The organism is Halochromatium roseum (genome assembly GCF_016653315.1).
Lineage (GTDB): Bacteria > Pseudomonadota > Gammaproteobacteria > Chromatiales > Chromatiaceae > Lamprobacter > Lamprobacter roseus.
Genome location: NZ_NHSH01000038.1, coordinates 1 through 21,316 on the forward strand (window position 1 = coordinate 1; position 21,316 = coordinate 21,316).

Sequence of the window (21,316 nt, forward strand, 5' to 3'; positions counted from 1 at the left end):
CCAACACGTTCAGAAATCGTGCTACTCGCATGGCTGATCAGGTGATCTTGGTCGTTGCAGGGTTGGCCAACCTCAAAAATAACTATGTTTTTCAATGAGAAAACGATTATTATTTGGTCACAAGTCTTATGAGGATCCGATGCTTGGCGTCGACAAGGCCCTGGCCAGCTTTCTCGAGCGCGCCCGCCGGGTCTACGCGACCGAGATGGAGACCTTAACGCCGAACAACGCCGCCTACATCTTCCTCAATGTATACGGACCCTATGCCCTCGAGCCGATGTTGGATGCGGCGGTCGACGAATACCAACGCATCGGACGGGAATCGATCCTGCGCATCGAGCGCTTCGAGCTGGGTATCTGGCTGGCGGCGCTGCTAGTACTCTTGCTCGAGCTCATCCTGATCTTTCGGCCGCTGGAAAAACGCGTCACTGAATCGATTGACTCGCTCCAAGAGGCCATCGCGCAACTTGAGGAAACGCGCGGCCGTCTGGTCTCGGCACAGCAACTGGCAGCCGTTGGGGATTGGCAATGGAATGCTCGCACACAGAAGCTGAGCTGCTCCGAGCAGACCCGCGAGATCCTCGGCATCAGCGCAGACAGCGTTGAGCCGAGTCTCGAAACGCTTGAGCGCCGGGTGCGACCCGACGATCGCGAGCGTTGGGACGCCCACTTGGAGCAGGCAACCGCCCAAGCCGATGCGGGCCGGCTGGAGTTCGAATACCGCATCCAACGTCCCGATGGGCAGGAACGTGTGATCCATCAGGTCGTGGTTGCCCGGCACGATCCCGATGGAGCGCTGATCAGTCTATCCGGCACCCTGCAGGATATCAGCGAGCGGTCCGAGCTTTCGAGCCGGCTGTACAAGCTCTCAGAGCACATCCCTGGCTTCATCTTTCAGTACGAGTTGCGCCCGGATGGCTCCACGCGCTTTCCCTACGTCAGCCAGGGCATCATCGACCTCTATGGTCTCTGGCCGGAGCAGGTGCATGAAGACGCCGCAGCCGCGCTGACCCGCATCCACCACGAGGATGTCGAGCACCATACCAACGGCATCTATGCCTCGGCCCGTGCATTGCGCGTCTGGAACGATCAATACAGGGTTCAGCATCCCGATCGCGGCGAGATCTGGCTCGAGGGCAACGCGACTCCCGAGCGTCTGCCTGATGGCGGCACCCTTTGGCATGGCTATCTGTGGGAGATTACCGACCGCAAACGCTCCGAGGATCAGATCAGGGAACTCGCGCTCTATGACCCGCTGACCGGGCTCGCCAACCGACGGCTACTCCGTGATCGCCTAGAGCATGCACTCGCGACCTCGCAGCGCAGTGAGCGCTATGGTGCCCTGCTCATGATGGATCTGGACAACTTCAAGATCTTGAACGACACCCAAGGTCATGATGTCGGTGATGCGCTCCTGATTGAGGTTGGTCGTCGCGTCAGCAAAGAAGTTCGCGCCTCGGATACCGTCGCCCGGCTCGGTGGCGACGAATTCGTGGTCATTTTGGAGGGCTTGGGCCGTGACCCAAGCAAGGCGCAACAGAGGGCGATGCAACTCGCCACGGCGATTCAGCAGGCCCTCCATCAGCCGTATCGATTGATGGATCGGGGATGCCCGTATCAGACCAGCGTCAGTATCGGCGTCAGCCTGTTCCATGACCTGTCCCTCGGCGCCGATGAACTCCTGCGACGCGCCGATATTGGCATGTTCGAGGCCAAGGAGAGCGGACGCAACCGCGTCTGCCTGTTCAGTGAACAGCGGGAAGCGGAGATGCATTCGCGGACCTCGCTCATCCAGGAACTTGCGGATGCGATCCAGCAAGGCCAGCTGATGCTGTATTACCAGCCCCAGTTCCACCCAAATGGGTTGCTGCACGGCGCCGAGGCACTGCTGCGCTGGCACAGTCCCTCGCGAGGGATGGTGGCTCCGGGTGACTTTATCCCCCTCGCCGAGGAAACCGGCCTGATCCTAGGAATCGGCAACTGGGTGTTGGACACCGCCTGTCGGCATCTGAGCCAGATCTGGCGGTCGGGCCTGCACGATCAGTTCTCGCTCTCGGTCAACATCAGTCCGCGCCAGTTTTCTGATCCAGCCTTCCTGGACAAGGTTGAGCAGGCGCTCAAATCCAATGCGGCACCGGCCCAAGGTCTTAAGCTCGAACTCACCGAAAGCAGCCTCTTTCACGACATGGACCATGCCATCGAGATCCTCGAGCAGTTGCGTGATCAGGGCATCGGTATCGAGTTGGACGATTTTGGCACCGGCTACTCCTCGCTGAGTTATCTCAAACGGCTTCCACTCGACGCCTTGAAGTTGGATGGCTCGCTGATTGCCGATGTCGTCAGCGATGCTAGGGATCTGGCGATCCTGCGCGCAGCGATCGCGATGGCTAAGACCCTGTCGCTCACCGTGATTGCCGAGGGCGTCGAAATCAATGAACAGCGCGCCTTCCTTGCCAACGAAGGCTGTGACCTCCTGCAAGGCTTCTTGCTCGCGCGACCCATGCCCTTCGATGACCTCTATGCGCTCATCGAGCAAGCGGCCCTCCAGCGATACCAAGACGCAGCCAGCGAGCCACTTCAACAGTTGAGGCAGAGCAGCAGGTGATCCAAACGTCGCTTGGCCATGCGCTCTGCGGTGATCCGAGCACCGGCGATTCGATCGATGACGCCTCCATGCGGGATCTGGATCAGATCTTAGCGCGGCTATCGCTGACGTCCGCCTTCGCGCCGATTGCCGAATTACGTCTGCGCGACCCGCATGGCTACCGCGGTCAGGTCAGCGGACCCGCCGACAGCCCGCTCCGTTTACCCTTGACGCTGTTCGGCGTCGCCGAGCACTGTGGGCGCTCGGCGGAGCTGACGCTGGCAGCCCTGAACAGCCTTGCCACAAAATTCCAGGCGCAAGGACTCGGCGGCAAACTGTTCTATCGGGTCAGGTGGGCGGCGCTCAACGACCCCGGCTTTTCCATTGACCGGCTGCATGAAACCTTAACGCAGGCTGGGTTAGAGCCGGAAACGCTCGTGTTGGGGCTCTCCGAGCACAGCGCCCATTCCAGCCTGAAGGCAGTGAGTCGACTGTTGGCCAATCTCCGCGCGCTGGGCATCCAGTTTACGCTGTGCGGATTCGGCGACAGTCATGGCGCTCTCGTCGATGTGCAGGTCCTGCGCCCAGACTATATCGAATTGGGGCGTGGCCAGATCGAAGCCCTGCAGTCGCCTGTGCCCAGCCTTGAATTCGCGCGTGCCACCCTGGATCTGGCTCGGCGTTTCAATGCCCTGGTCGTCGCCACCGGGATCGACACCGAAAAGGATCTGCGCGCTGCCGAGGCGCTCGCTATCCCGCTTCTGCAGGGCACCTATATCGGCGCACTCGATCCAGCGCCGAGGAAACGGCTGCGCAAAAAGCTGTTTTGCGGCGCTGCCGACGCCGATGGCGGCCTGAGCGATGCGCAGACGGCGACGGTCGCCGGACTGGCCACCGAGATCCCGCCCGTGTGCGCGGATTATAGCGTCGAGGAGGTCGCTGAGGTCTTTCATGCGGCGCGCCAACTGCAGACCCTGCCAGTAGTAGAGAAAGGCAAACCCCTTGGCCTGGTGCGGCGAATGGACTTCATGAACCTCTTCCTCAGCCGCTACGGACGCGATCTGCATGGCCGCAAACCGATCCAATTATTCATGGATGCCAGGCCGGTGATGGTCGAGCATGACACCCCCATCAGCGAGGTCAGTCAGAAGCTCACCGATGACAACCAACGCCATGCCCAGACCGACTTCCTGATCACGCGCAACGGCCGCTATCTGGGGGTCGGCTATATGGTCGATCTGCTGCGCGAGATCACCGCCTTGCAACTGCAAACGGCGCGGCATGCCAATCCCTTGAGCGGCCTGCCGGGCAACGTCCCGATCAATCAGCAGATCAACGCTCGGCTGCGCAAAGGGCGTGCGTTCGTGGTCGTCTACGTCGATCTGGACCACTTCAAGCCGTTCAACGACGCCTATGGCTACAGCAAGGGGGACGAGGTGATCGTCGCGGTGGCAACGCTCTTGCTGAGCGAATGTGGCACGCTGGGCGATTTCGTTGGCCATGTTGGCGGCGATGATTTCGTGATCCTGTTCGAGGATGACGACTGGGAGGCGCGGTGCCGGCGCATCCTCGCGACCTTCGAGGCGCAGGCACCGGGCTTCTACAACGCAACCGACCGCGAGAACGGCGGCCTCTGGGGTGAGGATCGCCTGGGCACTCGGGTGTTCTTTCCCTTTCTCAGCCTCTCGCTGGGCGCGGTGCGACCCGACCCAGACTGCTGTGACTCCTTCCACGATGTCGCAACCATGGCCGCCGATGCAAAGCACATGGCCAAGCAGCAAGCAGGCAACAGTCTGTTCATCGAGCGCCGCTGCGGACCGCACCGGGTTGCTTGATCCTCAAGGTTGCGTCGGGTGGCCCAAGACACGAAGGGGTTAGTGTGTGCCATGCGCGGAGGCTTCGCGGATCAGCAGCAACCAACGCCATGAACGAGGTCTGATGGACAGTCGTCACAACCCATTAAATCGCCCAAGCGCAAGGCCCGTCGTGCGACTGAAGACCGGTTATGCCCATCGGTTCGGCCTCGTCTGCGCCTTCCGACTTGATCGCCAGGGCGGGGGAGAGGCACTGCAGTGGGCGGATCTCGAAGCGGATGCCGAACCCAAGCCGCACTCAGCGCAGGGGCCGATCTGGATTCATCTCGACCTCAAGCATGCCAACGCGCAACGCTGGCTCAGCGCCCACAGCGGCATCGACCCGCTGGTTGTGGACGCGTTGACCGCCGCGCGCGTTACTCCGCGTTTCGAGCAGCGCGGGCGGTCCCTGCTGCTGATCCTCAAAGGGATCAACTTCAGGCCGGGCGGGCTGCCGATGGACATGGTGACCTTACGCCTCTGGAGTGATGGCGAGCGGGTCATCAGCGGTCGTCATGAACCGGTGCGCGCCGCCTCCGATCTGCAACGCAGTCTCGTGAAGGGACAGGGACCGACGGATGTGGGCGACCTCATCTGCCAATGCGCTGACCTGATGACCCAGCACATGGAACAACTAATCTTTGAACAGTTCGACGAGGCGCACCGGATCGGCCATCTCCACGACGCCAAGCCCACGGAAGACTTGGTGGCCGAGCTCGCCCATCTGCGGCGTGTCATGATCCGCATGCGACATTTCCTCGGTCCGCAGCGCCGCGCGCTCGAACGGCTGGCGGCCAGCCATCAGCCCTGGCTGTCAGAGAACAACCGCGAGCGGGCAGGAGAGGTGGTGCACCAGTGCACCCAGTACATCGAAGGCTTAGACGCGGCGCAGCGGATCAGCGAGATCACCCAAGAAGAGATCCTGCAACGCTCCACCGAAAAGACCGAACGGCGACTGTTCTCGCTGACGGTGATCACCGCGATCTTCCTTCCACTGACCTTCATCACCGGCCTGCTCGGGGTCAATCTTGCTGGCATTCCGGACGCGACTGACCGCTGGGCGTTCCTGCTGCTCTGTCTCTTCCTTGGCCTCTTGGTCGCCGCCCAACTTTGGTATCTCCGCCGCAAAGGCTGGCTCTAAACAGTGCCGCTGAGACGGCCGGTGCCGGTATCCTCGCCGAGCCCAAGTCCGAGCATGAGCGCCAGATTCAGCCTGAGTGCCCACCGCGTCTGTATGATGGAAGCCATGATCCTCTCCAAGCACAGCCCACTGGCGTTGCTGATGCAGACCTTTTCGCGCCCTGGACGCTTGGACTGGATCGGCCTGCGACCGGCGAAGCGCGCGGCGTTGATCCGTGTTGATGCCGAGACCGGCTAACGCAGCGGGTCCAACACCCCATCGACATAGCGCCAGGCCCCATCCTCGCGCAGAAAGCGGCTGCGCTCATGCAGCCGCAACGGACGTCGGCCGATCTTGTAGCGCGCGACGAACTCCACCCAGCCTTCGCTGTCATCGGGACCACCTGCCTTGGTGGTCAGGATCTTGAGGCCCATCCAGGTCGGCGCCGGGTCCGAGGTGATCTCGGCGGGGCGTGTGCTGGCGTGCCAGGTGGCGCGTAAATACTCCACAGCACCTTGGGTGAAGGCCGTGTAGCGCGAGCGCATCAGTGTCTCGGCGGTCGGTGGCACTGCAGCGTCGGCCAGGAACGGACCGCAACAGTCGGCAAGGGTGTGTTCGGAGCCGCAGGGGCAGGGCATCGACAACGCTCAGGTCCTCTTGGTGGCGACGCCTGAACCGGTTTCGGCAGGCGTCGAGTCAACGATGATCAACAGCTTTCCGCAGAATGCCCACTGGGACAAGCTCAGCGTGAGCCCAGCGAGTGGCCTGGCGCGCAGTGGAGCACGCCTGCTCGAAGCAGACAGATCGTGCGGCTTAAGCGAGCTGATGCGGCATGGGCTGCTGCACGAGAAAGCCAGCCGCGTTGCGATGCCCACCACCGCCGAATTCGGCGGCAATCCGCGAGACATCAAGGCCCTGTGCATCCGAACGCAGGCTGAAACGCCGTCCAGCGGGCGTATCCCAGTAGCAGGCGGCAAACGGCTCACCGCCGCAAAGTGCCGCTCCGACATCGGAGCTGTACTTCGAGGGGGCGTTGATGACCGGCACCTCATGGCCAGCGATCTGGCTGCGATAGGCCAACGTCTCGACCAACTCCTGCACGTCCTTGTCGTGTTGGCGCAGGATCGGGATGCCTTCCTCGCGCAGTGCCTTGGGTTCCTCGTGCATGAGCCGGTCCCATTCGTCCAGCGAAAACGGATAGGAGGTCAGTGTGGCGGTGATCTCGCGGGTGCCGGGCAGCTCGAAGCGCCAGAGGTCGCGGTCCTGGACGTGCTCGAGCAAGCGAGGAGGGCGCCGGTCAGGGAAGTAATGCGACCAGGCGATCATGGCGCCGCACCGATCCATATCGAAGATCGTGGTGACGTTCTCCGGCGGGTCGGCCAGATCAGCCTTGGCAGAGCGATGGTGATCGAGGATCAGGATACGGTTGGCTGCATCGGCCATGGCCAGCAGCAGGTCGCGCTTGTAGCTGAAGTCGACCAGGATGACCTCACGCCCGTGGACATCCGGCGGTGGCTGTTGGTGCACACCGGGATAGAGCTCGAGGCCGGACTGCGCATGAGCGGTGTCGACGACCCAAGCAGCCGAGAAACCATCCAGGCAATCCGCGTGGTAGATGCAGAGCGGCTGGTTGAGCGTCTGTGGTTGGTCGTGCAAAACGGGAAAGCTCCTCCGGGGTCAGCTTGACGTCAATAGCGGTGAGTCAGCAGCTTGCCACAGGCTCGCCCCATCCGCTGATGTTGGTTCCTGCGATCAGTTCCGGCATCAGGAGGTCATGTCGATAAACAACCCATGGAGGCAACGAAATCGGCTGGCCGCTGTGTTGTTGAGCGGTCTATCTTGCGCGCTCTTGGTCGGGTGCGGCTTAGTGTCCGATGGCATCGCTCAAGGGTGACAACCACGGAGCGCTGCGATGAGCCCGCAGCAGTCCAAACGCCCTGGCGAGATCGCCGTGGAGCACCCCCAAGCGTCGGATGCCTGGTCGCTGCTGTGGGTGCGCGGGTTGGATTGCCTGGATAGCACACCATTCTTGGACATGAAGACAGCGCGCTCGGCATTCATGACCAACCCAGGAACCTGATTGATATCGTGCTCACCGATCGCCGTTTCGACCGCTGGCTGTTCGCCGTACTCTGGCTCCTGCTGCTGGCCTACGCGCTGTTGTTCGCACCTCCGGTTCCAGCGGACCTGCTCGGCCAACTCCGCGATCTCGCCTTGGCGCGCGTGCAAGCCGTCGATCCGATCGCGATCGCCGTGTTCAACCTGCTCGGGGTCCTGCCGGTCGCCTTCCTCGCCATCCTTGCTGTTTGATACCGGCAAGCCTAGCTCCTGGCCCTTTGCGCTGGGCAGCTTCGTCCTGGGTGGTTTCGTCTTGCTGCCCTATCTGGTGATACGGGACCTGCGCGCGCCCTTGCAGCGGGCACCCGGTGCCTTTGTGCGCGCGCTCGGCTCGCGGATCGCCGGCGTGGTGTTGCTGCTGATGGCTCTGGGGCTGATTGGCTTTGCGCTCTTGGCTGGAAACCCGAGCGTCTTCGCCGCCCAGCTTCAGGACTCGGCCTTCATCGCCGTGATGAGTGCCGACCTCCTGGTCTTGACACTCGCGCTGCATCGCTGTGCGGTGATGGATCGACAGCGGCGCGGGCTGCGCCTGAGCGGCTGGTCCGCGCTGGCTGTGCACATGCCGCTACTGGGTCCGCTGCTCTATCTTGCGCTGCGCCAGCCGGCATCGCAGGACGACCTCGGGTTGAGTCCAGGCGGTGCTACAGGATCGGCTCGCTGAACGAGCGCAGCCGGTAGCGGATGCGGATCTTGCCAGCGTCCGTGCGCGTGGCACTGATCGGGTAGCCGGAGTTATCGAGGATGGTGGTCACCAGTGCCGCGACCAGTTCCTCAGGCGGTGTGTTGCGATGCCGTTGTGCCAGGCGCTCGCGCACATGCTCGAGCAGAGACGGGTCGATCGCAAGCGTCAGGGTTTCAGCGGGCGGGGATGGGTTCATGGCGCTCCAGCGGCGAATGGCTCGAGCAGTTCCGAGCTGTCGTTGGCCGGCGAGTTCACCGCCCGCGAGATCGGATAGACCTCCCAGCCGCTCGGATCGGCCGGCTTGAGCAGTGACTGCAGTGTCGGTTTGTCGGCCTCCTGCTCCGGGCGCTCAGTGCCGAGCCAGGTGCCATAGTCGGCGGGATCAAGGATCACCGGCATCCGGTCATGGATCGGCGCCAGAAGGGCGTTGGCCTCGGTGACGATGATCGTGCAGGAGTCGATCACCGAGCCGTCATTGCCTTGCCAATGCTCCCAGAGGCCAGCCATCGCAAACGGCGCCTGATCCTTGCGGCGGATCGCATACGGCTGCTTGCCATCCTTCCCCGCTTGCCATTCATAGAAGGCATCGGCCGGGATCAGGCAGCGACGCTGCGCGAACGCGGCCCGATAGGCTGGCTTGCTCGCGACCGTCTCGGCGCGGGCGTTGATCATGCTGTAGCGGTTATCCGGCCCTTTGGACCAGAACGGTACCAAGCCCCAGCGCAGGTTCACGTACTCGCGATGCGGCTGGTCCTCGGCCCGTCGCACTGCCAGCACCGGTTGGGTCGGCGCGACGTTGTAGCGCGGTTGTGCGTCAACCGCTGCCATTGCGAGCCCGAAGTGATCGGCGAGCGTGTCAGGATCGGCGTATTGGGCGAAGCGTCCGCACATGCCGGGCCTCCTTCGGTCAAGGTGATGAGTGAACGGGCGATATCGGCGAGCACATGCATGGCGTGTCTGACAGACGCAGAACGCCGCAGATCCTGCCAGTGGCTGTCCGACTCCGGGCACATCGGGAGCGGCGCAGACCAGGACACTCAGCAGTCGGCCAATCGACCGCTGAGGAAGCTAGAAGTCGTTGGCGCGCCGCAGCGCAGGCTAAGGCGACGACGACTCATGTTGATCGCAGATCTCTCTGACAAACGCCGTCACGCGCTGGATGTCCTGGTCACTGAGCTCAGCCTCGAGGATCAGTCTCAGCAGCCTCATCACCTCAGGTTGTGCGCGTAGAAAGTCAGTGATCTCAGGGTCGGTCGCGGATGAGAGGCGAAACAAGATGTCCGGATCGACGGCGAGCACGGCGGCCATGGCCTTGATCACTTCGGGACTCGGCGGGGGCTCCTTTCCACGTTCGATCCGGCTCAGATAGGCTGGCGAGATCCGAATCTTGCCGGCCATCTCCCGGAGGCCCAGCTCCTGGGCGACGCGAAGCTCACGGAGGGTGTCGCCAAAGGTCTTCATGATTGGCAACTTAGCACGCTGTTTAGTGTTATGCAACGCATATCTGTCTGTGCTAGAGTAGTCGACCGATCGTTCTCTGACCGCCTGGGCTCGGCGCGTGCAAGCGGCTTGCTCAGGCTTGATGGGGGTGCTCGCTGTCCAAAGCGGCGAGTGGCTGTCCAGATTGAGGGCGACAAGACGATTTAACGCGTGTGCAAAGGGCGACGAGATGAGCGAATCCGCAAGAGAACAGGATGAATCCGCAGCACAGGAGGCTGTTGATACGAAGGAGCGCACGATTCCAGCCGGTTACACGCTCGACTATATTTCAGGCAAGCAAATCAAGGAGACGAAGAAAGAGCTGGTGCGTCAGCGGGTGGTGAGAGCGCTGATCCATGAGTACGGATTTTCGCCCGAAGACATGGAGCGGGACATCTCGATCGGGGGCCGTAAGAAAGTGGATGTCGGTATCTTCCACCACGGCAAGCCGCATCGCCTCGAGAACCTCAGTCGCGTTGTCCTCTGTCGACCAGAGCCGACCGTCGGCAAGAACGTGGCGCGCATCCGCGACTTTGAGCAGGCCGCCAAAGACCTTGAGGAGCTCGAGACCATCATGCGCGACCTAGAGGCTGTGCAATATGGCCTGTGGACCAACAGTCTGGAGTTCTTCTTCCTGGAAAAGGAGCAACGACGCTTCGAGACCAAGTGCAACCCCATCGGTGACTGGCCGATGGCGGAAGCGTCGGTTGACACCAAGGATGTCCTCTCGGACGCGCACACCCGTGTTGCCGACAACGAGATGCTCAAGATCACCTTCCGGCGTTGCCACAACTTTATCCACGGCAACGAAGGGATGCCAAAGGATGCGGCCTTTTGGCAGTTCCTCTATCTCATCTTCTGCAAGATGCACGACGAGGGGCTACGCACTAAACAGCGCCAGGCCTGGCAGCGGCGTTTCTGGGCCGGACCCAAGGAGCAATTCACCCAAGAGGGACGCACCGCGATCCGCGGCCGGATCGACAGCCTCTTCGGAGAGGTCAAGACGCACTATCGCACTATTTTCCGAGGCAACGAAGAGATCACGCTATCGGATCGTGCCCTGGCGTTCATTGTCTCCGAATTGTCCAAGTATGACTTAACCCGCACCGACGTCGACGCCAAGGGCGTTGCCTACCAAGAGCTGGTTGGGGTGAACCTGCGAGGTGATCGCGGGCAATATTTCACACCACGAGGGGCGGTGAAACTCGTTATCGAGATGCTTGCGCCAAAGGAGGGTGAAGTCTTTCTTGATCCTGCCTGTGGCACGGGTGGCTTTCTGGTTGGCCTTCTGGCGTACATGCTGGCTCTGTTTCGCGCGGAGGCCAAGATCCAGGCCGGGCAGGAGAACACCCTCGAGTTTCTCAATGTGCATGAACGACTGCGAGACTTCGCCGCGGCCAAGGTGTTTGGAGCGGACTTCGATCCCTTCCTGATCCGTGCCGCGCAGATGAACATGGTCCTGGCCGGCGATGGTCGCGGCCATATCTATAACATCAACTCGCTCGAGTTCCCCAAAGGGCATCTGAACGACCTGGAGACGGCGAGAAAAGAGATCCCGCTCGGCTCGGTGGACGTGCTTGGGACCAATCCGCCCTTCGGCTCGGACATCCCGATCACCGACACGGAGATCCTGAAACAATACGAGCTGGCTCGGGTGTGGGAGCGCGACGGAGAAGGTGGCTTCCGCAATACCGGTCGACTCCAAGGCAGCGTGTCGCCCGAGATCCTCTTCATCGAGCGTTGCATCAAATGGATCAAGCCCGGTACCGGGCGCATGGGTATCGTTCTGCCCGATGGTGTCCTTGGCAACCCGGCGGCCGAGTACATTCGCTGGTGGATCATGCGCGAGACCCAGGTACTGGCCTCCGTCGACCTACCGGTGGAGGCCTTCATCGCCGAGGCCAACGTCAATATCCTCACCAGCCTGCTGTTCCTGCGCCGCAAGAGTGAAGAGGAGAAACAGGCGGAGGCGCTGGGAGGGGCAGAGGCGTACCAGGTCTTCATGGCAGTCGCCGATAAGGTCGGCTTCGACCGACGCGGCAACAAGCTCTACAAGCGCACCCCGGATGGCGAGGAGATCGTCGTCCCGCGTCAGCACGTTGAGCGCATCCGTATCGGTGGCCGTTTCGTCGAGCGGGTGCTGACGCGCAGCGAGAAGATCGAAGACAATGATCTGCCGGTGATCGCTGAGAAATACCGCGAATTTCTGAGGCAGCAAGACGGATGATCACGCGCATCGAGGCCCATCGCTATCGCTGCCTGAAGAATATCGGCATCGATATTCCGAGGTATGCCGTCTTGGTCGGGGCAGTTCTTGCCTATGTGTTTGGTCGGCGTACAGATGAGGTGTTCCTCGAGCTGAAGGCTCTTCTTGGGCCATTCGGCATTAGAATATTTTTTACTGACGACTGGGGAGCCTATCAACGTCATCTACCGGAGCAGCAGCAAGTGACTGGTAAGGCCAATACACAAAAAATTGAACGCAAGCATCTTACGCTCAGAACACGTATTAAACGCCTGGCACGGAAAACCATCTGTTTTTCCAAACTCGACGTCATGCACGATACTGTCATTGGGCTTTTTATCAATCGATATGAGTTCGGCCTTGCCGTGTGAGAAACACATGTAGAGCACTACCCCGCTGCCGACACCCTGTCATATCCAACCGATTGAGGCCACCCCATGCATCCACAAGATGACCAAATCCCAATTGCCCACGAGCCGCTCGATGCCTCCACCGTCACGACCGAGGCCCGTGGCGATGGCTGGCCGCACTTTGCCGATCACCCGAACCTGCTCATCCGCATCGGCTTGACGCTCCTGCAAGCGGTCTTCATGCTGCTGTACGCGCTGTTGTTCGAGGTGCTGAACTACAGCATCTTCGCGATCGCCATCCTGCAGTATCTGTCCATCATCGCCACCGGGCGCCCGATCTCGATGCTGCGCCGCTTCAACGAGTATTTATCGGCCTACATGGGCGATGTCGCCGGCTATTTGACCTGCGTCGATCCACGTCCACCCTTCCCGTTCTCGCGTCCGAGGGAGGCGCGGGGCATGCCTTACGCGCCGCGATGGCGCCGCGATGAAAAGTGACAGCCGCCGGTTCTCGAACGGGGAGAGATCACATGATGGTCCTGAACAATCCGCCTCGTAAGACCTTAGGCCGATGCCTACTGGTGCTGCTGCTGATGCTTGGCTCGGAGCTGACCCTGGCCGAGGAGGCTTTGGTGAGCGCCTTGCGCGAGATCGCGATCCCGCTCGGCGCGCCACCCGACCTGTCTCCGTTGATCGAGCGGATCGCCCCGGCGCGAGTAGTGCTGCTGGGCGAGGCCAGCCACGGGACCTCTGAGTTCTACAGCCTGCGCGCCGAGATCAGCCGCGACCTGATCGCCGAGCATGGGTTTCGCTTCATCGCCGTCGAGGGGGACTGGAATGCGCTCTACCGCCTCAATCGCTACGTCAAAGGCTATGATCAGGACGCGACAAGCGCACGCGAGATCATGCGTACCTTCGAGCGCTGGCCGACCTGGATGTGGGCCAATGAGGAGACCGCCGCGCTCATCGAGTGGCTCAAGACCTACAATGCCAAGCTGCCAGCGGAGCGACGGGTCGGCTTCTATGGCCTCGATGTCTACGGCAAGGCCGACGCGCTGCGCGAGCTACCGGCCTCGATGGCGGCGATCGACGCCGAGGAGGCTGAGTGGCTGCGCGAGCAGTACGCACCCTTCGATGCGCTGGTGGACGATACCCGCGCCTATGTGCTGAGCCTTCAACGCGGCGAAGACGGACTCGGCGGTAACGCGCGCGCGGTGGTCGAGCGCCTTCGGGAACAGCGTGATCAGCTGGAGATCGATGCGGCGGAATACCTCCATCTCAAGCAGATGGCCTGGGTGGTGAAGAATGCCGAGCAGCATTACGGCGGAATGGCCGGACGCGGCCCCGAGTCCTGGAATACCCGAGTCGATCACTTCTATCAGACGCTGGAGCGCCTGCTCGACTTCTATGGCACCGATGCGAAAGGGATTGTCTGGGCGCATAACACTCATGTCGGCGATGCGCGCGCGACCGACATGGCGCGTCAACAGCGGCGCAATATCGGTCAGCTCGCGCGCGAGGGACTCGGCCCCGAGCAAGTCGCGGCGGTCGGGTTCGGCACCTGGCGCGGCCGCGTGCTCGCTGGGAGCGCCTGGGCGGCACCGATGGAGCGGATGACTGCGCCCCCGGCGGCGCCCGACAGCATCGAGGCCGCCATGCACGCGGCCGGTGATGGCGAGGATCTGCTGTTCCTGTTCGATGCCTCGGTCCCGGCGCCGCTGCGCCAACCCCACGGGCATCGCGCCATCGGCGTGGTCTACCGACCCGAGCGCGAGGTTCCCGGCAACTATGTGCCGACGGTGCTACCTCGGCGCTACGACGCCTTTGTCTTCATCCATGAGACCGAGGCGCTGACACCGATTCCGGCACGCTGAGGGCGGTTGCTCAGCCCGCACGCCGGCGCCGCTGGGCGCGCGCCGAGACGGCCCGCATCACGGCTTTGTCCAGCTCCACGATCAACAACACCGCCACGCCGATACCCAGCGGCAGTAGCCACTCTTGTGGTTGCGGCGCGGCGGTATGGAACCACAGATGCATGAAGGGGGCATAGACGAACAAGGCCTGCAGCACCAGCATGACCGTGATCGCGATCCAGACCGCCGGATTGGTCAGCCAGAAGCGCAACCGCAGTCCGGACTCGAGCAGGAAGCGGCTGTTGAGCAGATAGAAGATCTGCCCCACCACCAGGGTATTCACCGCCATGGTCTGGGCCACTGCCAGACCCTGTCCGCTGTCGATCTCGTGCAGGAAGATCAGGATGGTCGCGACGCCGATGATCAGCGACACCAGCAGGATGCGCCACAGCGCATAAGCGCCAAGGATCGGGGCATCCGGGCGCCGTGGCGGGCGGCGCATGACGCCGGGCTCGGCGGGCTCGAACGCCAGCGCCAGCGCCAACGTCACCGAGGTGATCATATTCACCCACAGGATCTGCACCGGCGAGAGCGGCAGCTCGAAACCGAACAGGATGGCGGCGAGGATGACCAAGCCTTGGGCGCCATTGGTCGGCAGGATGAACAGGATCGATTTGCGCAGATTGTCGTAGATGGTGCGCCCGGCCTCGACCGCACGACTGATGGAGGCGAAGTTGTCGTCGGCGAGGACGATCTCGGCGGCTTCCTTGGTCGCCTCGGTGCCCTTCATGCCCATGGCCACGCCGACATCGGCGCGCTTGAGCGCCGGGGCGTCGTTGACGCCGTCGCCGGTCATGGCCACCACCTCGCCGTTGGCTTGCAGGGCCTTGACGATGCGCAGCTTATGCTCGGGGCTGGTGCGGGCGAAGATGTCATGCTCGGCGACCAGACGGCGCAGTTCCGCCTCATCCGCAGCCTCCAGTTGCGCCCCGGCGATGGCGCCCCGCTGCTCGCCGACGCCCATCTCGCGGCCGATGGCGCTGGCGGTGCCGAGATGATCGCCGGTGATCATCTTGACGCCGATGCCGGCCGAGTGACAGGTGGCGATGGCCTCGATGGCCTCCGGCCGCGGCGGATCGATGATGCCGACCAGGCCAAGGAAGAGCAGCTCGGCGTCGAGGTCGGCGAGCTGCAGGTCGGTCTTGGCGGCGTCGCTCGTGCGCGCGGCAGCGGCCAACACGCGCAGCCCCTTGGCGCTGAGGCGCTCGACCTCGCCTTCCCAGAAGGCGCGCTCGAGCGGTTCAGGTTGACCGTCGGCGCCGCGCTGATGCGCACAGCGATCGAGCAGGCGATCGAGCGCGCCCTTCATCAGGATGCGCCTGGCCTGCGCTTGGGCGTGCTCCTGGTCTCGTCTCGGCGTTGGCAACTGCACGAGCGTGGCCATGAACTTATGCTCGGAGTCGAACGGGATCACGGCCTGGCGCTGGTAGCCGCTGGTGTCGAAGCCGGCCTTCAGCCCGAGGGTCCGCAAGGCGCCTTCGGTCGGCTCGCCGATCAGGCGCCATTGCCCCGCGTCCTCGATCACATCGGCATCGTTGCAGACCGCAAAGGCCTCGATCAGGGCCTGCAGGTCGGCATGCTCAGATAGCTCGATGCCTCGGTTGTCGAACGAGAGATGCCCATCCGGGGCGTAACCGACCCCAGCGATATCGTACTGACCACGGGTGCTGATCAGATGGCGCGCGGTCATCTCGTTGCGCGTCAGGGTGCCGGTCTTGTCCGAGCAGATCACCGTCACCGAGCCGAGCGTCTCCACCGCCGGCAGCTTGCGGGTGATGGCGTTGCGCTGCGCCATCTGTTGCACGCCAAGCGCCAGGGTGATGGTCATGATCGCCGGCAGGCCTTCGGGGATCGCCGCCACCGCGAAGCCGATCGCTGCCATCATCAGGTCGCCCCAGCCCCAGTGGTGGAGCAGCCAGCCGGCCAGGGTCATGCCCGCTGCCAGGCCGAGAATCACCACCGAGAGCACCCGACCGAAAGCGCCCATCTGGCGGATCAGCGGCGTGACCAGGGTTTCGACCTCGGCGATCATGCGGTTGATGCGGCCGATTTCGGTGTGCGGGCCGGTGGCGGTGACCACGCCGAGGCCGCTGCCGGCGGCCACCAGGGTGCCGGAATAGCCCATGCTGAAGCGATCGCCGATGCTGGCATCATCGCGCACCGGCGCGACGCCCTTGGAGACCGGCACCGACTCGCCGGTCAGCGCCGATTCCTCGACGCGCAGATTGGCCGCCTCGAGCAGGCGCAGATCGGCCGGGATGCGATCGCCGGCGCGCAGGCGCACCACATCGCCCGGCACCAACTGCGCGGCCTCGAGCTCGCGCCAGGCGCCATCGCGGCGCGCCAGCGCACTCGGCGAGAGCATCTTGCGAATCCCGGCCAGCGCCTCCTCGGCGCGTCCTTCCTGGACGAAACCGACGATGGCGTTGATCAGCACCACACCCAGGATCACCCAGGTATCGATCCAATGCCCCATGAACGCGGTGGCCACGGCGGCCGCGAGCAGGATGTAGATCAGCACATCATGGAAATGCTTGAAAAAGCGCTTGATGGGGCCGTTGCGCGGCGGTTCCGGCAGCCGGTTCTCGCCGACAGCATCCAACCGCCGCGCCGCCTCGGCGCCGCTGAGGCCCTGTGCGTCACTGTGCAGGGCCGCCAGCACAGCGCTCGGCTCGAGCGCATGCGGGTCGCCGACCACGGTGCCCTCAACAGCCGTCGGCGGTGCGCGCAAGGGCTGCGCATCGGCGCGCAGGTCGACGCTCCGCAGCAGCCCCAGCGTGAGGAGGGCGCCGAGCAGAAACCACTCGGCGCCGATCAGCCAGAGCAACACCGGCAGCCCCAACAGCAGGGTGCGGGTGCCCTGGTGGTAGTGGTTGCCGGCGCGATTCAGGGTCTCGGCAATGGTCTCGATGGCCAGCCCGTGGAACTGCTTGTCGGGAAGACTGATCTGCAGCACGGTCTGGTTGTAGTCACGCACCGCCAGCGCGAAGCGCACGAAGGCGGTGAACAGCAGCGCCGCGAGCAGGAGCAGCTTGGCCTGCACGGCGGCTTCCCCGTTGGATGCCAGGCTGAGCGCCTGCGACAGGCGATCGAGCCCCGAGCCTCGCAGCGCGAAGCCGACCACCAGGAGTCCGAACAAGAAGGTCAGGGTGGCGAACAGGCTCGCCGAGAACACCCAGTTGCGCAGGGTGTTGACCGCCAGGGTGCCGTGATCGCCCAGCCCCCGCATCACCTCCACCCAGGCATGGCGCAGCGCGTCCGCGCGTGCTTGGTAGGCGCGTTCGGGATGCGCGGCGACGAGCCAGCGCAGATACAAGTGGTAACCCACCAGCAGCGCGATGGCGAGCCCATCGGCGATCCAGTCCAGGGTTGGACGGTCGAGGGCGGTGAGCAGCTGTTCGATGGTGATCATACAGTGGCCGTGTTCCTGTCTGGCGGGCTGTTTCTGGTACTTTCCCGTAACACATCCATCGCGGCTTGGACGGCCCGATGGCGATCCGGGTAATCCGACACGGCCTCGTGATCGAGGATTCTCAATTTCTGCAGGGGCTTCTTGATGGGCTCGCTGGCGCCCGCGACCATGACCTGTCCTCCCGCCGCGATCACGTCATGGGCCATATTCTCGATGGCCAGCAATACCGAGGTCCCCAGGAAGGGCACATCCGTCAGGTCGAGGATCATGACCTTGGCGTTGGCGATGGCGGCATGCTCCTGGGAGATGGCCTTGGCCACCCCGAAGATCATCGGGCCACTGAGTTGGAACAGCAGGATGTTGCCATCCGCGGTCTCGAGCAAGTCGCGGTCCTCGTCGCTGATCTGGATGTCGTCATCCAGGATGGAGATCGTCTTGACCTTGTGCGCCGGCAGTTCTGAGAGCTTCTGGATGGTGAGCAGATTGGCCAGGAAGACACCGAAGCCGACGGCGACGATGAGGTCGTAGAACACCGTCAACAGCATGACGCTGTACATCAGGAGGGTGCTGGTTTTCGACACCCGGTGCGCCCGCTTCAGGAAGCTCCAGTCGAGGATATCGATGCCCACCTTCATGGCAATGGCCGAGAGGCTCGCCATCGGCACATCCGCCAGCAGGGGCGCTGCCCACAAGACGACGATCAGCAGCAGCAGCGCGCGGATCACGCCGGCCAGGATGGTTTGGGCACCGGTCTGGATATTCGCCACGGTCCCCATGGTGGCGCCGGCTCCGGGCAACCCGCCGAGGAGACCGGAGAGGATGTTGCCGATGCCCTGGCCGACCAGCTCGCGGTTGCTGTCGTGCTGTTCCCGGGTCAGGCTGTCCGCGATCATCGCGGTCAGCAGGGTGTCGATGGCGCCCAGGGTGCCGAGGACGATGCCGTCCAGCAGAATCCGGGTGACCTCCTCAGGGGTGAACGACGGCAGCACGAGACTGGGCAGTCCCATCGGGATCTGGCCAATGGTGCGCAGGCTGTCGAGCGGCAGCAAGAACAGGACAATGGCGGTCCCGATCAGCAGGACCAGCAGTTGCGGCGGGCAGAAGCGACGCCACCGAGCCGGGTACAGCAACAGGAAGCAGAAGGCCAGCCCGCCGAGCAACAGCTCCGTCGAGTCCAGGTCCTGGATCAGCCGGGGCAGGGCCTCGAGCGTGGCCAGCACGCCTCCGGGGGGCGCCGGATGGCCCAGCATCGGCGGGAGCTGGAGCAGGATGAGGATGATGCCGATGCCGGACATGAAGCCGGAGATCACCGCATAGGGCATCAGGGTGATGAAACGTCCCAGTTTCATGAGCCCGATCAGCAGCTGGAAGGCCCCGGCGACCATGACCACCGTGAAGGCCATGGCCATGCCGTTCTCGGGGTAGCGGGCCACCAGGCTGGTGATGACCGCGGTCATGATCACGGTCATCGGACCGGTCGGCTCGGAGATCAGCCGGCTGGAGCCTCCGAACAGCGCCGCGAACAATCCCACGCAGACGGCCCCATACAGACCGGCCTGGGGACCGGCCCCGGAGGCCACGCCGAACGCAAGGGCCAGTGGCAGCGACAGGATGGCTGTGGTGACCCCGCCGGCGAGATCCGGTCCGACATGTTTGAATGTGAGTCGATTCATGGATGGCATCAGCCGCCAGTCGCCGGCTCGATCTCGACCAGCACCTCGTCCGGATTCACCGAATCGCCCTTGGCAACGAAGATGCCGGTCACCGTGCCGGCGATCGGGGCCTGGATCTCGGACTCCATCTTCATCGCCTCGGTCACCAACACGGCCTGTCCCGCGCTGACCGCTTCGCCTTCGCTCACCAAGACGTCGACGATGTTGCCCGGCATCGAGGTGGTCACATGGCCGGGCTGGGTGGGGCGCGGACGTTTTCCGGCGATGGCCGTCTTGACTGCGCCCTCGGCCCCGCCGGTCAGCACCACCTCATCCAGGGTCTCGACCAGGACCTCCTCTGGGATGCCGTCGATCGCCAGGTAGAAGTGGCGCTCGGCTTGGCCCTTGTGGCCGGCTCCGGTCACCTTGACGTGATAGGTCTCGCCGTGCACGGCGATGTTGAACTCGGTCGGCGCTGCCTGCGGGCCGAGCCCACTGGTTGGCGGCTCCAGCGGCTCGGGGTGCAGGGTGCCGGCGGCCCGATGCTCGAGGAAGGCGCGCCCAACCTCCGGAAACATGGCGTAGGTCAGGGTATCCTCCGGCGAGCGCGCCAGGGTGCCGATCTCGTTGGTCAAGCGATCTAGCTCGGGCTTGAGCAGGTCGGCTGGACGGCAGTCGATCAGCTCCTCCTTGCCGACCGCCTGTTCCTGCAAGTCTGGATTCACCGGCGCCGGGGCCTGTCCATAGCGCCCCTGCAGATAGCGCTTCACCTCGTTGGTGATGGTCTGATAGCGGTTGTCGGTCAGCACGTTCAGCACCGCCTGGGTGCCGACGATCTGCGAGGTCGGGGTGACCAGCGGCGGATAGCCGAGATCCTCGCGCACGCGCGGGATCTCCTCGAGCACCGCGCCCATGCGCTCGAGGGCGTTCTGCTCCTTGAGCTGGTTGGCCAGGTTGGAGATCATCCCACCCGGCACCTGGCTGACCTGCACCCGGGTGTCGACGCCGGTGAACTCGCTCTCGAACTGGTGGTACTTCTTGCGCACCTGATGGAAATAGACGCCGATCTCCTGCAGCGCTTCCAGATCCAGGCCGGTGTCGTAGGGCGTGCCGCGCAGCGCCGCGACCAGGCTCTCGGTCGGCGCGTGCGAGGTTCCCCCGGCCAGCGCCGAGATGGCGGTGTCGATGGTGTCGCAGCCGTTCTCGATCGCCTTGAGATGACACATCTCGGAGAGGCCGGCGGTGGCGTGGGAATGCAGGTGCAGCGGCAGCGGGACGCTGTCCTTCAGCGCCTTGACCAGCTCGGCCGTCACATAAGGCGTCAGCAGGCCGGCCATGTCCTTGATGGCAATGGAGTCGCAGCCCATGGCGGCCAGCTCACGACCCATGGCGACGAAGCCAGCGCTGTCGTGCACCGGGCTGACGGTGTAACAGATGGTGCCCTGGGCGTGCTTGCCGATCGCCTTGGTCGCCTCGATCGCGGTGCGCAGGTTGCGCACGTCGTTGAGGGCATCGAAGATGCGGAACACGTCCATGCCATTGGCCGCGGCGCGGGTGACGAAGGCGCGCACCACGTCATCGGAGTAATGGCGATAGCCGAGCAGGTTCTGCCCGCGCAGCAGCATCTGCAAGCGGGTGTTGGGCAGGGCCTCGCGCAACTGGCGCAGCCGTTCCCAGGGGTCTTCCTTGAGGAAGCGCACACAGGCATCGAAGGTGGCGCCGCCCCAGCACTCGAGCGACCAGTAGCCGATGGCATCGAGCTTGGGGCAGATCGGCAGCATGTCCTCGGTGCGCATGCGCGTCGCCAGCAACGATTGGTGGGCATCGCGCAGGATGAGGTCGGTGATGTGGATCTTGTTCGTGGATGTTGGCGTGGACGTTGGCGTGGATGCGGACATGGATGGGTTC

General features: G+C 63.5%; 19 protein-coding genes. 11 read left to right on the top strand and 8 right to left on the bottom strand.

The window, feature by feature from the left end:
• The first annotated feature begins 139 nt into the window (after window positions 1–139).
• From CCR96_RS03700 to CCR96_RS25005, 4 genes are all read left to right on the top strand, one after another.
• Window positions 140–2,605: a putative bifunctional diguanylate cyclase/phosphodiesterase gene (locus tag CCR96_RS03700; RefSeq protein ID WP_201217493.1), complete on the top strand. Its 2,466-nt coding sequence runs from the start codon at window positions 140–142 to the stop codon at window positions 2,603–2,605.
• Entirely contained in the window at window positions 2,602–4,419 is a 1,818-nt protein-coding gene (locus tag CCR96_RS03705) for an EAL domain-containing protein (RefSeq protein WP_201217495.1), read from the top strand. Before CCR96_RS03700 ends, CCR96_RS03705 begins: the two co-directional genes overlap by 4 nt.
• A gap of 151 nt (window positions 4,420–4,570) precedes the next feature.
• On the top strand, window positions 4,571–5,578 hold the full coding sequence (locus tag CCR96_RS03710; protein WP_201217498.1) for a CorA family divalent cation transporter: 1,008 nt from the start codon (window positions 4,571–4,573) through the stop codon (window positions 5,576–5,578).
• A gap of 105 nt (window positions 5,579–5,683) precedes the next feature.
• A complete protein-coding gene (locus CCR96_RS25005) occupies window positions 5,684–5,815 on the top strand; it encodes a hypothetical protein (protein WP_274601065.1) in 132 nt (43 codons plus the stop codon).
• Here CCR96_RS25005 and CCR96_RS03715 read toward each other — a convergent pair.
• Complete coding sequence (locus CCR96_RS03715; RefSeq protein WP_201217500.1) at window positions 5,812–6,195, bottom strand: YchJ family protein; 384 nt, start codon at window positions 6,193–6,195, stop codon at window positions 5,812–5,814. The genes CCR96_RS25005 and CCR96_RS03715 overlap by 4 nt on opposite strands.
• A gap of 175 nt (window positions 6,196–6,370) precedes the next feature.
• Window positions 6,371–7,213, bottom strand: coding sequence for a hypothetical protein (locus CCR96_RS03720; RefSeq protein ID WP_201217503.1), 843 nt, complete (start codon window positions 7,211–7,213; stop codon window positions 6,371–6,373).
• 256 nt (window positions 7,214–7,469) lie between these two features.
• Here CCR96_RS03720 and CCR96_RS03725 point away from each other — a divergent pair, with 256 nt between their 5' ends.
• Genes CCR96_RS03725 through CCR96_RS03735 form a run of 3 tightly spaced genes read left to right on the top strand, consistent with a single transcriptional unit; the run spans window position 7,470 to window position 8,336 of the window.
• A complete protein-coding gene (locus CCR96_RS03725; protein WP_201217505.1) occupies window positions 7,470–7,637 on the top strand; it encodes a hypothetical protein in 168 nt (55 codons plus the stop codon).
• A gap of 8 nt (window positions 7,638–7,645) precedes the next feature.
• The gene (locus CCR96_RS03730; protein ID WP_201217507.1) at window positions 7,646–7,867 is read left to right on the top strand and encodes a hypothetical protein; all 222 of its coding nucleotides are present in this window, start codon (window positions 7,646–7,648) and stop codon (window positions 7,865–7,867) included.
• On the top strand, window positions 7,857–8,336 hold the full coding sequence (locus tag CCR96_RS03735) for a hypothetical protein (protein ID WP_201217510.1): 480 nt from the start codon (window positions 7,857–7,859) through the stop codon (window positions 8,334–8,336). Before CCR96_RS03730 ends, CCR96_RS03735 begins: the two co-directional genes overlap by 11 nt.
• On the opposite strand, the gene CCR96_RS03740 is transcribed toward CCR96_RS03735, so the two are convergent.
• The 3 genes from CCR96_RS03740 to CCR96_RS03750 all read right to left on the bottom strand — a co-directional run bounded on the left by CCR96_RS03740 (window position 8,317) and on the right by CCR96_RS03750 (window position 9,818).
• Window positions 8,317–8,553 carry a hypothetical protein gene (locus CCR96_RS03740; RefSeq protein WP_201217512.1) on the bottom strand — a complete coding sequence of 79 codons (237 nt, stop codon included), beginning with the start codon at window positions 8,551–8,553 and terminating at the stop codon, window positions 8,317–8,319. The genes CCR96_RS03735 and CCR96_RS03740 overlap by 20 nt on opposite strands.
• Window positions 8,550–9,248, bottom strand: coding sequence for an SOS response-associated peptidase (locus tag CCR96_RS03745; protein ID WP_201217515.1), 699 nt, complete (start codon window positions 9,246–9,248; stop codon window positions 8,550–8,552). Before CCR96_RS03745 ends, CCR96_RS03740 begins: the two co-directional genes overlap by 4 nt.
• Window positions 9,249–9,455: 207 nt before the next feature.
• Window positions 9,456–9,818, bottom strand: coding sequence for a helix-turn-helix domain-containing protein (locus CCR96_RS03750; protein ID WP_201217517.1), 363 nt, complete (start codon window positions 9,816–9,818; stop codon window positions 9,456–9,458).
• A 208-nt stretch (window positions 9,819–10,026) separates the two neighbouring features.
• On the opposite strand from CCR96_RS03750, the gene mads2 reads away from it, so the two are divergent.
• The 4 genes from mads2 to CCR96_RS03770 all read left to right on the top strand — a co-directional run bounded on the left by mads2 (window position 10,027) and on the right by CCR96_RS03770 (window position 14,305).
• Entirely contained in the window at window positions 10,027–12,063 is a 2,037-nt protein-coding gene (mads2, locus tag CCR96_RS03755) for a methylation-associated defense system DNA methyltransferase MAD2 (RefSeq protein ID WP_201217518.1), read from the top strand.
• The gene (locus tag CCR96_RS03760; RefSeq protein WP_201217520.1) at window positions 12,060–12,452 is read left to right on the top strand and encodes an IS1 family transposase; all 393 of its coding nucleotides are present in this window, start codon (window positions 12,060–12,062) and stop codon (window positions 12,450–12,452) included. The genes mads2 and CCR96_RS03760 overlap by 4 nt, the downstream gene beginning before the upstream one ends.
• A 66-nt stretch (window positions 12,453–12,518) precedes the next feature.
• Window positions 12,519–12,929, top strand: a complete 411-nt coding sequence (locus tag CCR96_RS03765) for a DUF4389 domain-containing protein (RefSeq protein WP_201217522.1) — start codon at window positions 12,519–12,521, stop codon at window positions 12,927–12,929.
• A gap of 32 nt (window positions 12,930–12,961) precedes the next feature.
• Entirely contained in the window at window positions 12,962–14,305 is a 1,344-nt protein-coding gene (locus CCR96_RS03770) for an erythromycin esterase family protein (protein ID WP_201217525.1), read from the top strand.
• Between the two features lie 10 nt (window positions 14,306–14,315).
• On the opposite strand, the gene CCR96_RS03775 is transcribed toward CCR96_RS03770, so the two are convergent.
• Genes CCR96_RS03775 through oadA form a run of 3 tightly spaced genes read right to left on the bottom strand, consistent with a single transcriptional unit; the run spans window position 14,316 to window position 21,306 of the window.
• Complete coding sequence (locus CCR96_RS03775) at window positions 14,316–17,756, bottom strand: HAD-IC family P-type ATPase (protein WP_201217527.1); 3,441 nt, start codon at window positions 17,754–17,756, stop codon at window positions 14,316–14,318.
• On the bottom strand, window positions 17,753–19,429 hold the full coding sequence (locus tag CCR96_RS03780; RefSeq protein WP_201217529.1) for a SulP family inorganic anion transporter: 1,677 nt from the start codon (window positions 19,427–19,429) through the stop codon (window positions 17,753–17,755). Before CCR96_RS03780 ends, CCR96_RS03775 begins: the two co-directional genes overlap by 4 nt.
• An 8-nt stretch (window positions 19,430–19,437) precedes the next feature.
• On the bottom strand, window positions 19,438–21,306 hold the full coding sequence (oadA, locus tag CCR96_RS03785; RefSeq protein WP_201217531.1) for a sodium-extruding oxaloacetate decarboxylase subunit alpha: 1,869 nt from the start codon (window positions 21,304–21,306) through the stop codon (window positions 19,438–19,440).
• Window positions 21,307–21,316 lie beyond the last annotated feature (10 nt).

What these genes read in the sequence shown, in the direction of transcription:
- CCR96_RS03780 (WP_201217529.1), bottom strand. Translation starts at nt 19,429, where the DNA reads ATGAATCGACTCACATTCAAACATGTCGGACCGGATCTCGCCGGCGGG.
- CCR96_RS03775 (WP_201217527.1), bottom strand. Translation starts at nt 17,756, where the DNA reads ATGATCACCATCGAACAGCTGCTCACCGCCCTCGACCGTCCAACCCTG.
- CCR96_RS03745 (WP_201217515.1), bottom strand. Translation starts at nt 9,248, where the DNA reads ATGTGCGGACGCTTCGCCCAATACGCCGATCCTGACACGCTCGCCGAT.
- CCR96_RS03750 (WP_201217517.1), bottom strand. Translation starts at nt 9,818, where the DNA reads ATGAAGACCTTTGGCGACACCCTCCGTGAGCTTCGCGTCGCCCAGGAG.
- CCR96_RS03760 (WP_201217520.1), top strand. Translation starts at nt 12,060, where the DNA reads ATGATCACGCGCATCGAGGCCCATCGCTATCGCTGCCTGAAGAATATC.
- CCR96_RS03770 (WP_201217525.1), top strand. Translation starts at nt 12,962, where the DNA reads ATGATGGTCCTGAACAATCCGCCTCGTAAGACCTTAGGCCGATGCCTA.
- CCR96_RS03740 (WP_201217512.1), bottom strand. Translation starts at nt 8,553, where the DNA reads ATGAACCCATCCCCGCCCGCTGAAACCCTGACGCTTGCGATCGACCCG.
- CCR96_RS03765 (WP_201217522.1), top strand. Translation starts at nt 12,519, where the DNA reads ATGCATCCACAAGATGACCAAATCCCAATTGCCCACGAGCCGCTCGAT.
- CCR96_RS25005 (WP_274601065.1), top strand. Translation starts at nt 5,684, where the DNA reads ATGATCCTCTCCAAGCACAGCCCACTGGCGTTGCTGATGCAGACCTTT.
- CCR96_RS03715 (WP_201217500.1), bottom strand. Translation starts at nt 6,195, where the DNA reads ATGCCCTGCCCCTGCGGCTCCGAACACACCCTTGCCGACTGTTGCGGT.
- CCR96_RS03725 (WP_201217505.1), top strand. Translation starts at nt 7,470, where the DNA reads ATGAGCCCGCAGCAGTCCAAACGCCCTGGCGAGATCGCCGTGGAGCAC.
- oadA (WP_201217531.1), bottom strand. Translation starts at nt 21,306, where the DNA reads ATGTCCGCATCCACGCCAACGTCCACGCCAACATCCACGAACAAGATC.
- CCR96_RS03700 (WP_201217493.1), top strand. Translation starts at nt 140, where the DNA reads ATGCTTGGCGTCGACAAGGCCCTGGCCAGCTTTCTCGAGCGCGCCCGC.
- mads2 (WP_201217518.1), top strand. Translation starts at nt 10,027, where the DNA reads ATGAGCGAATCCGCAAGAGAACAGGATGAATCCGCAGCACAGGAGGCT.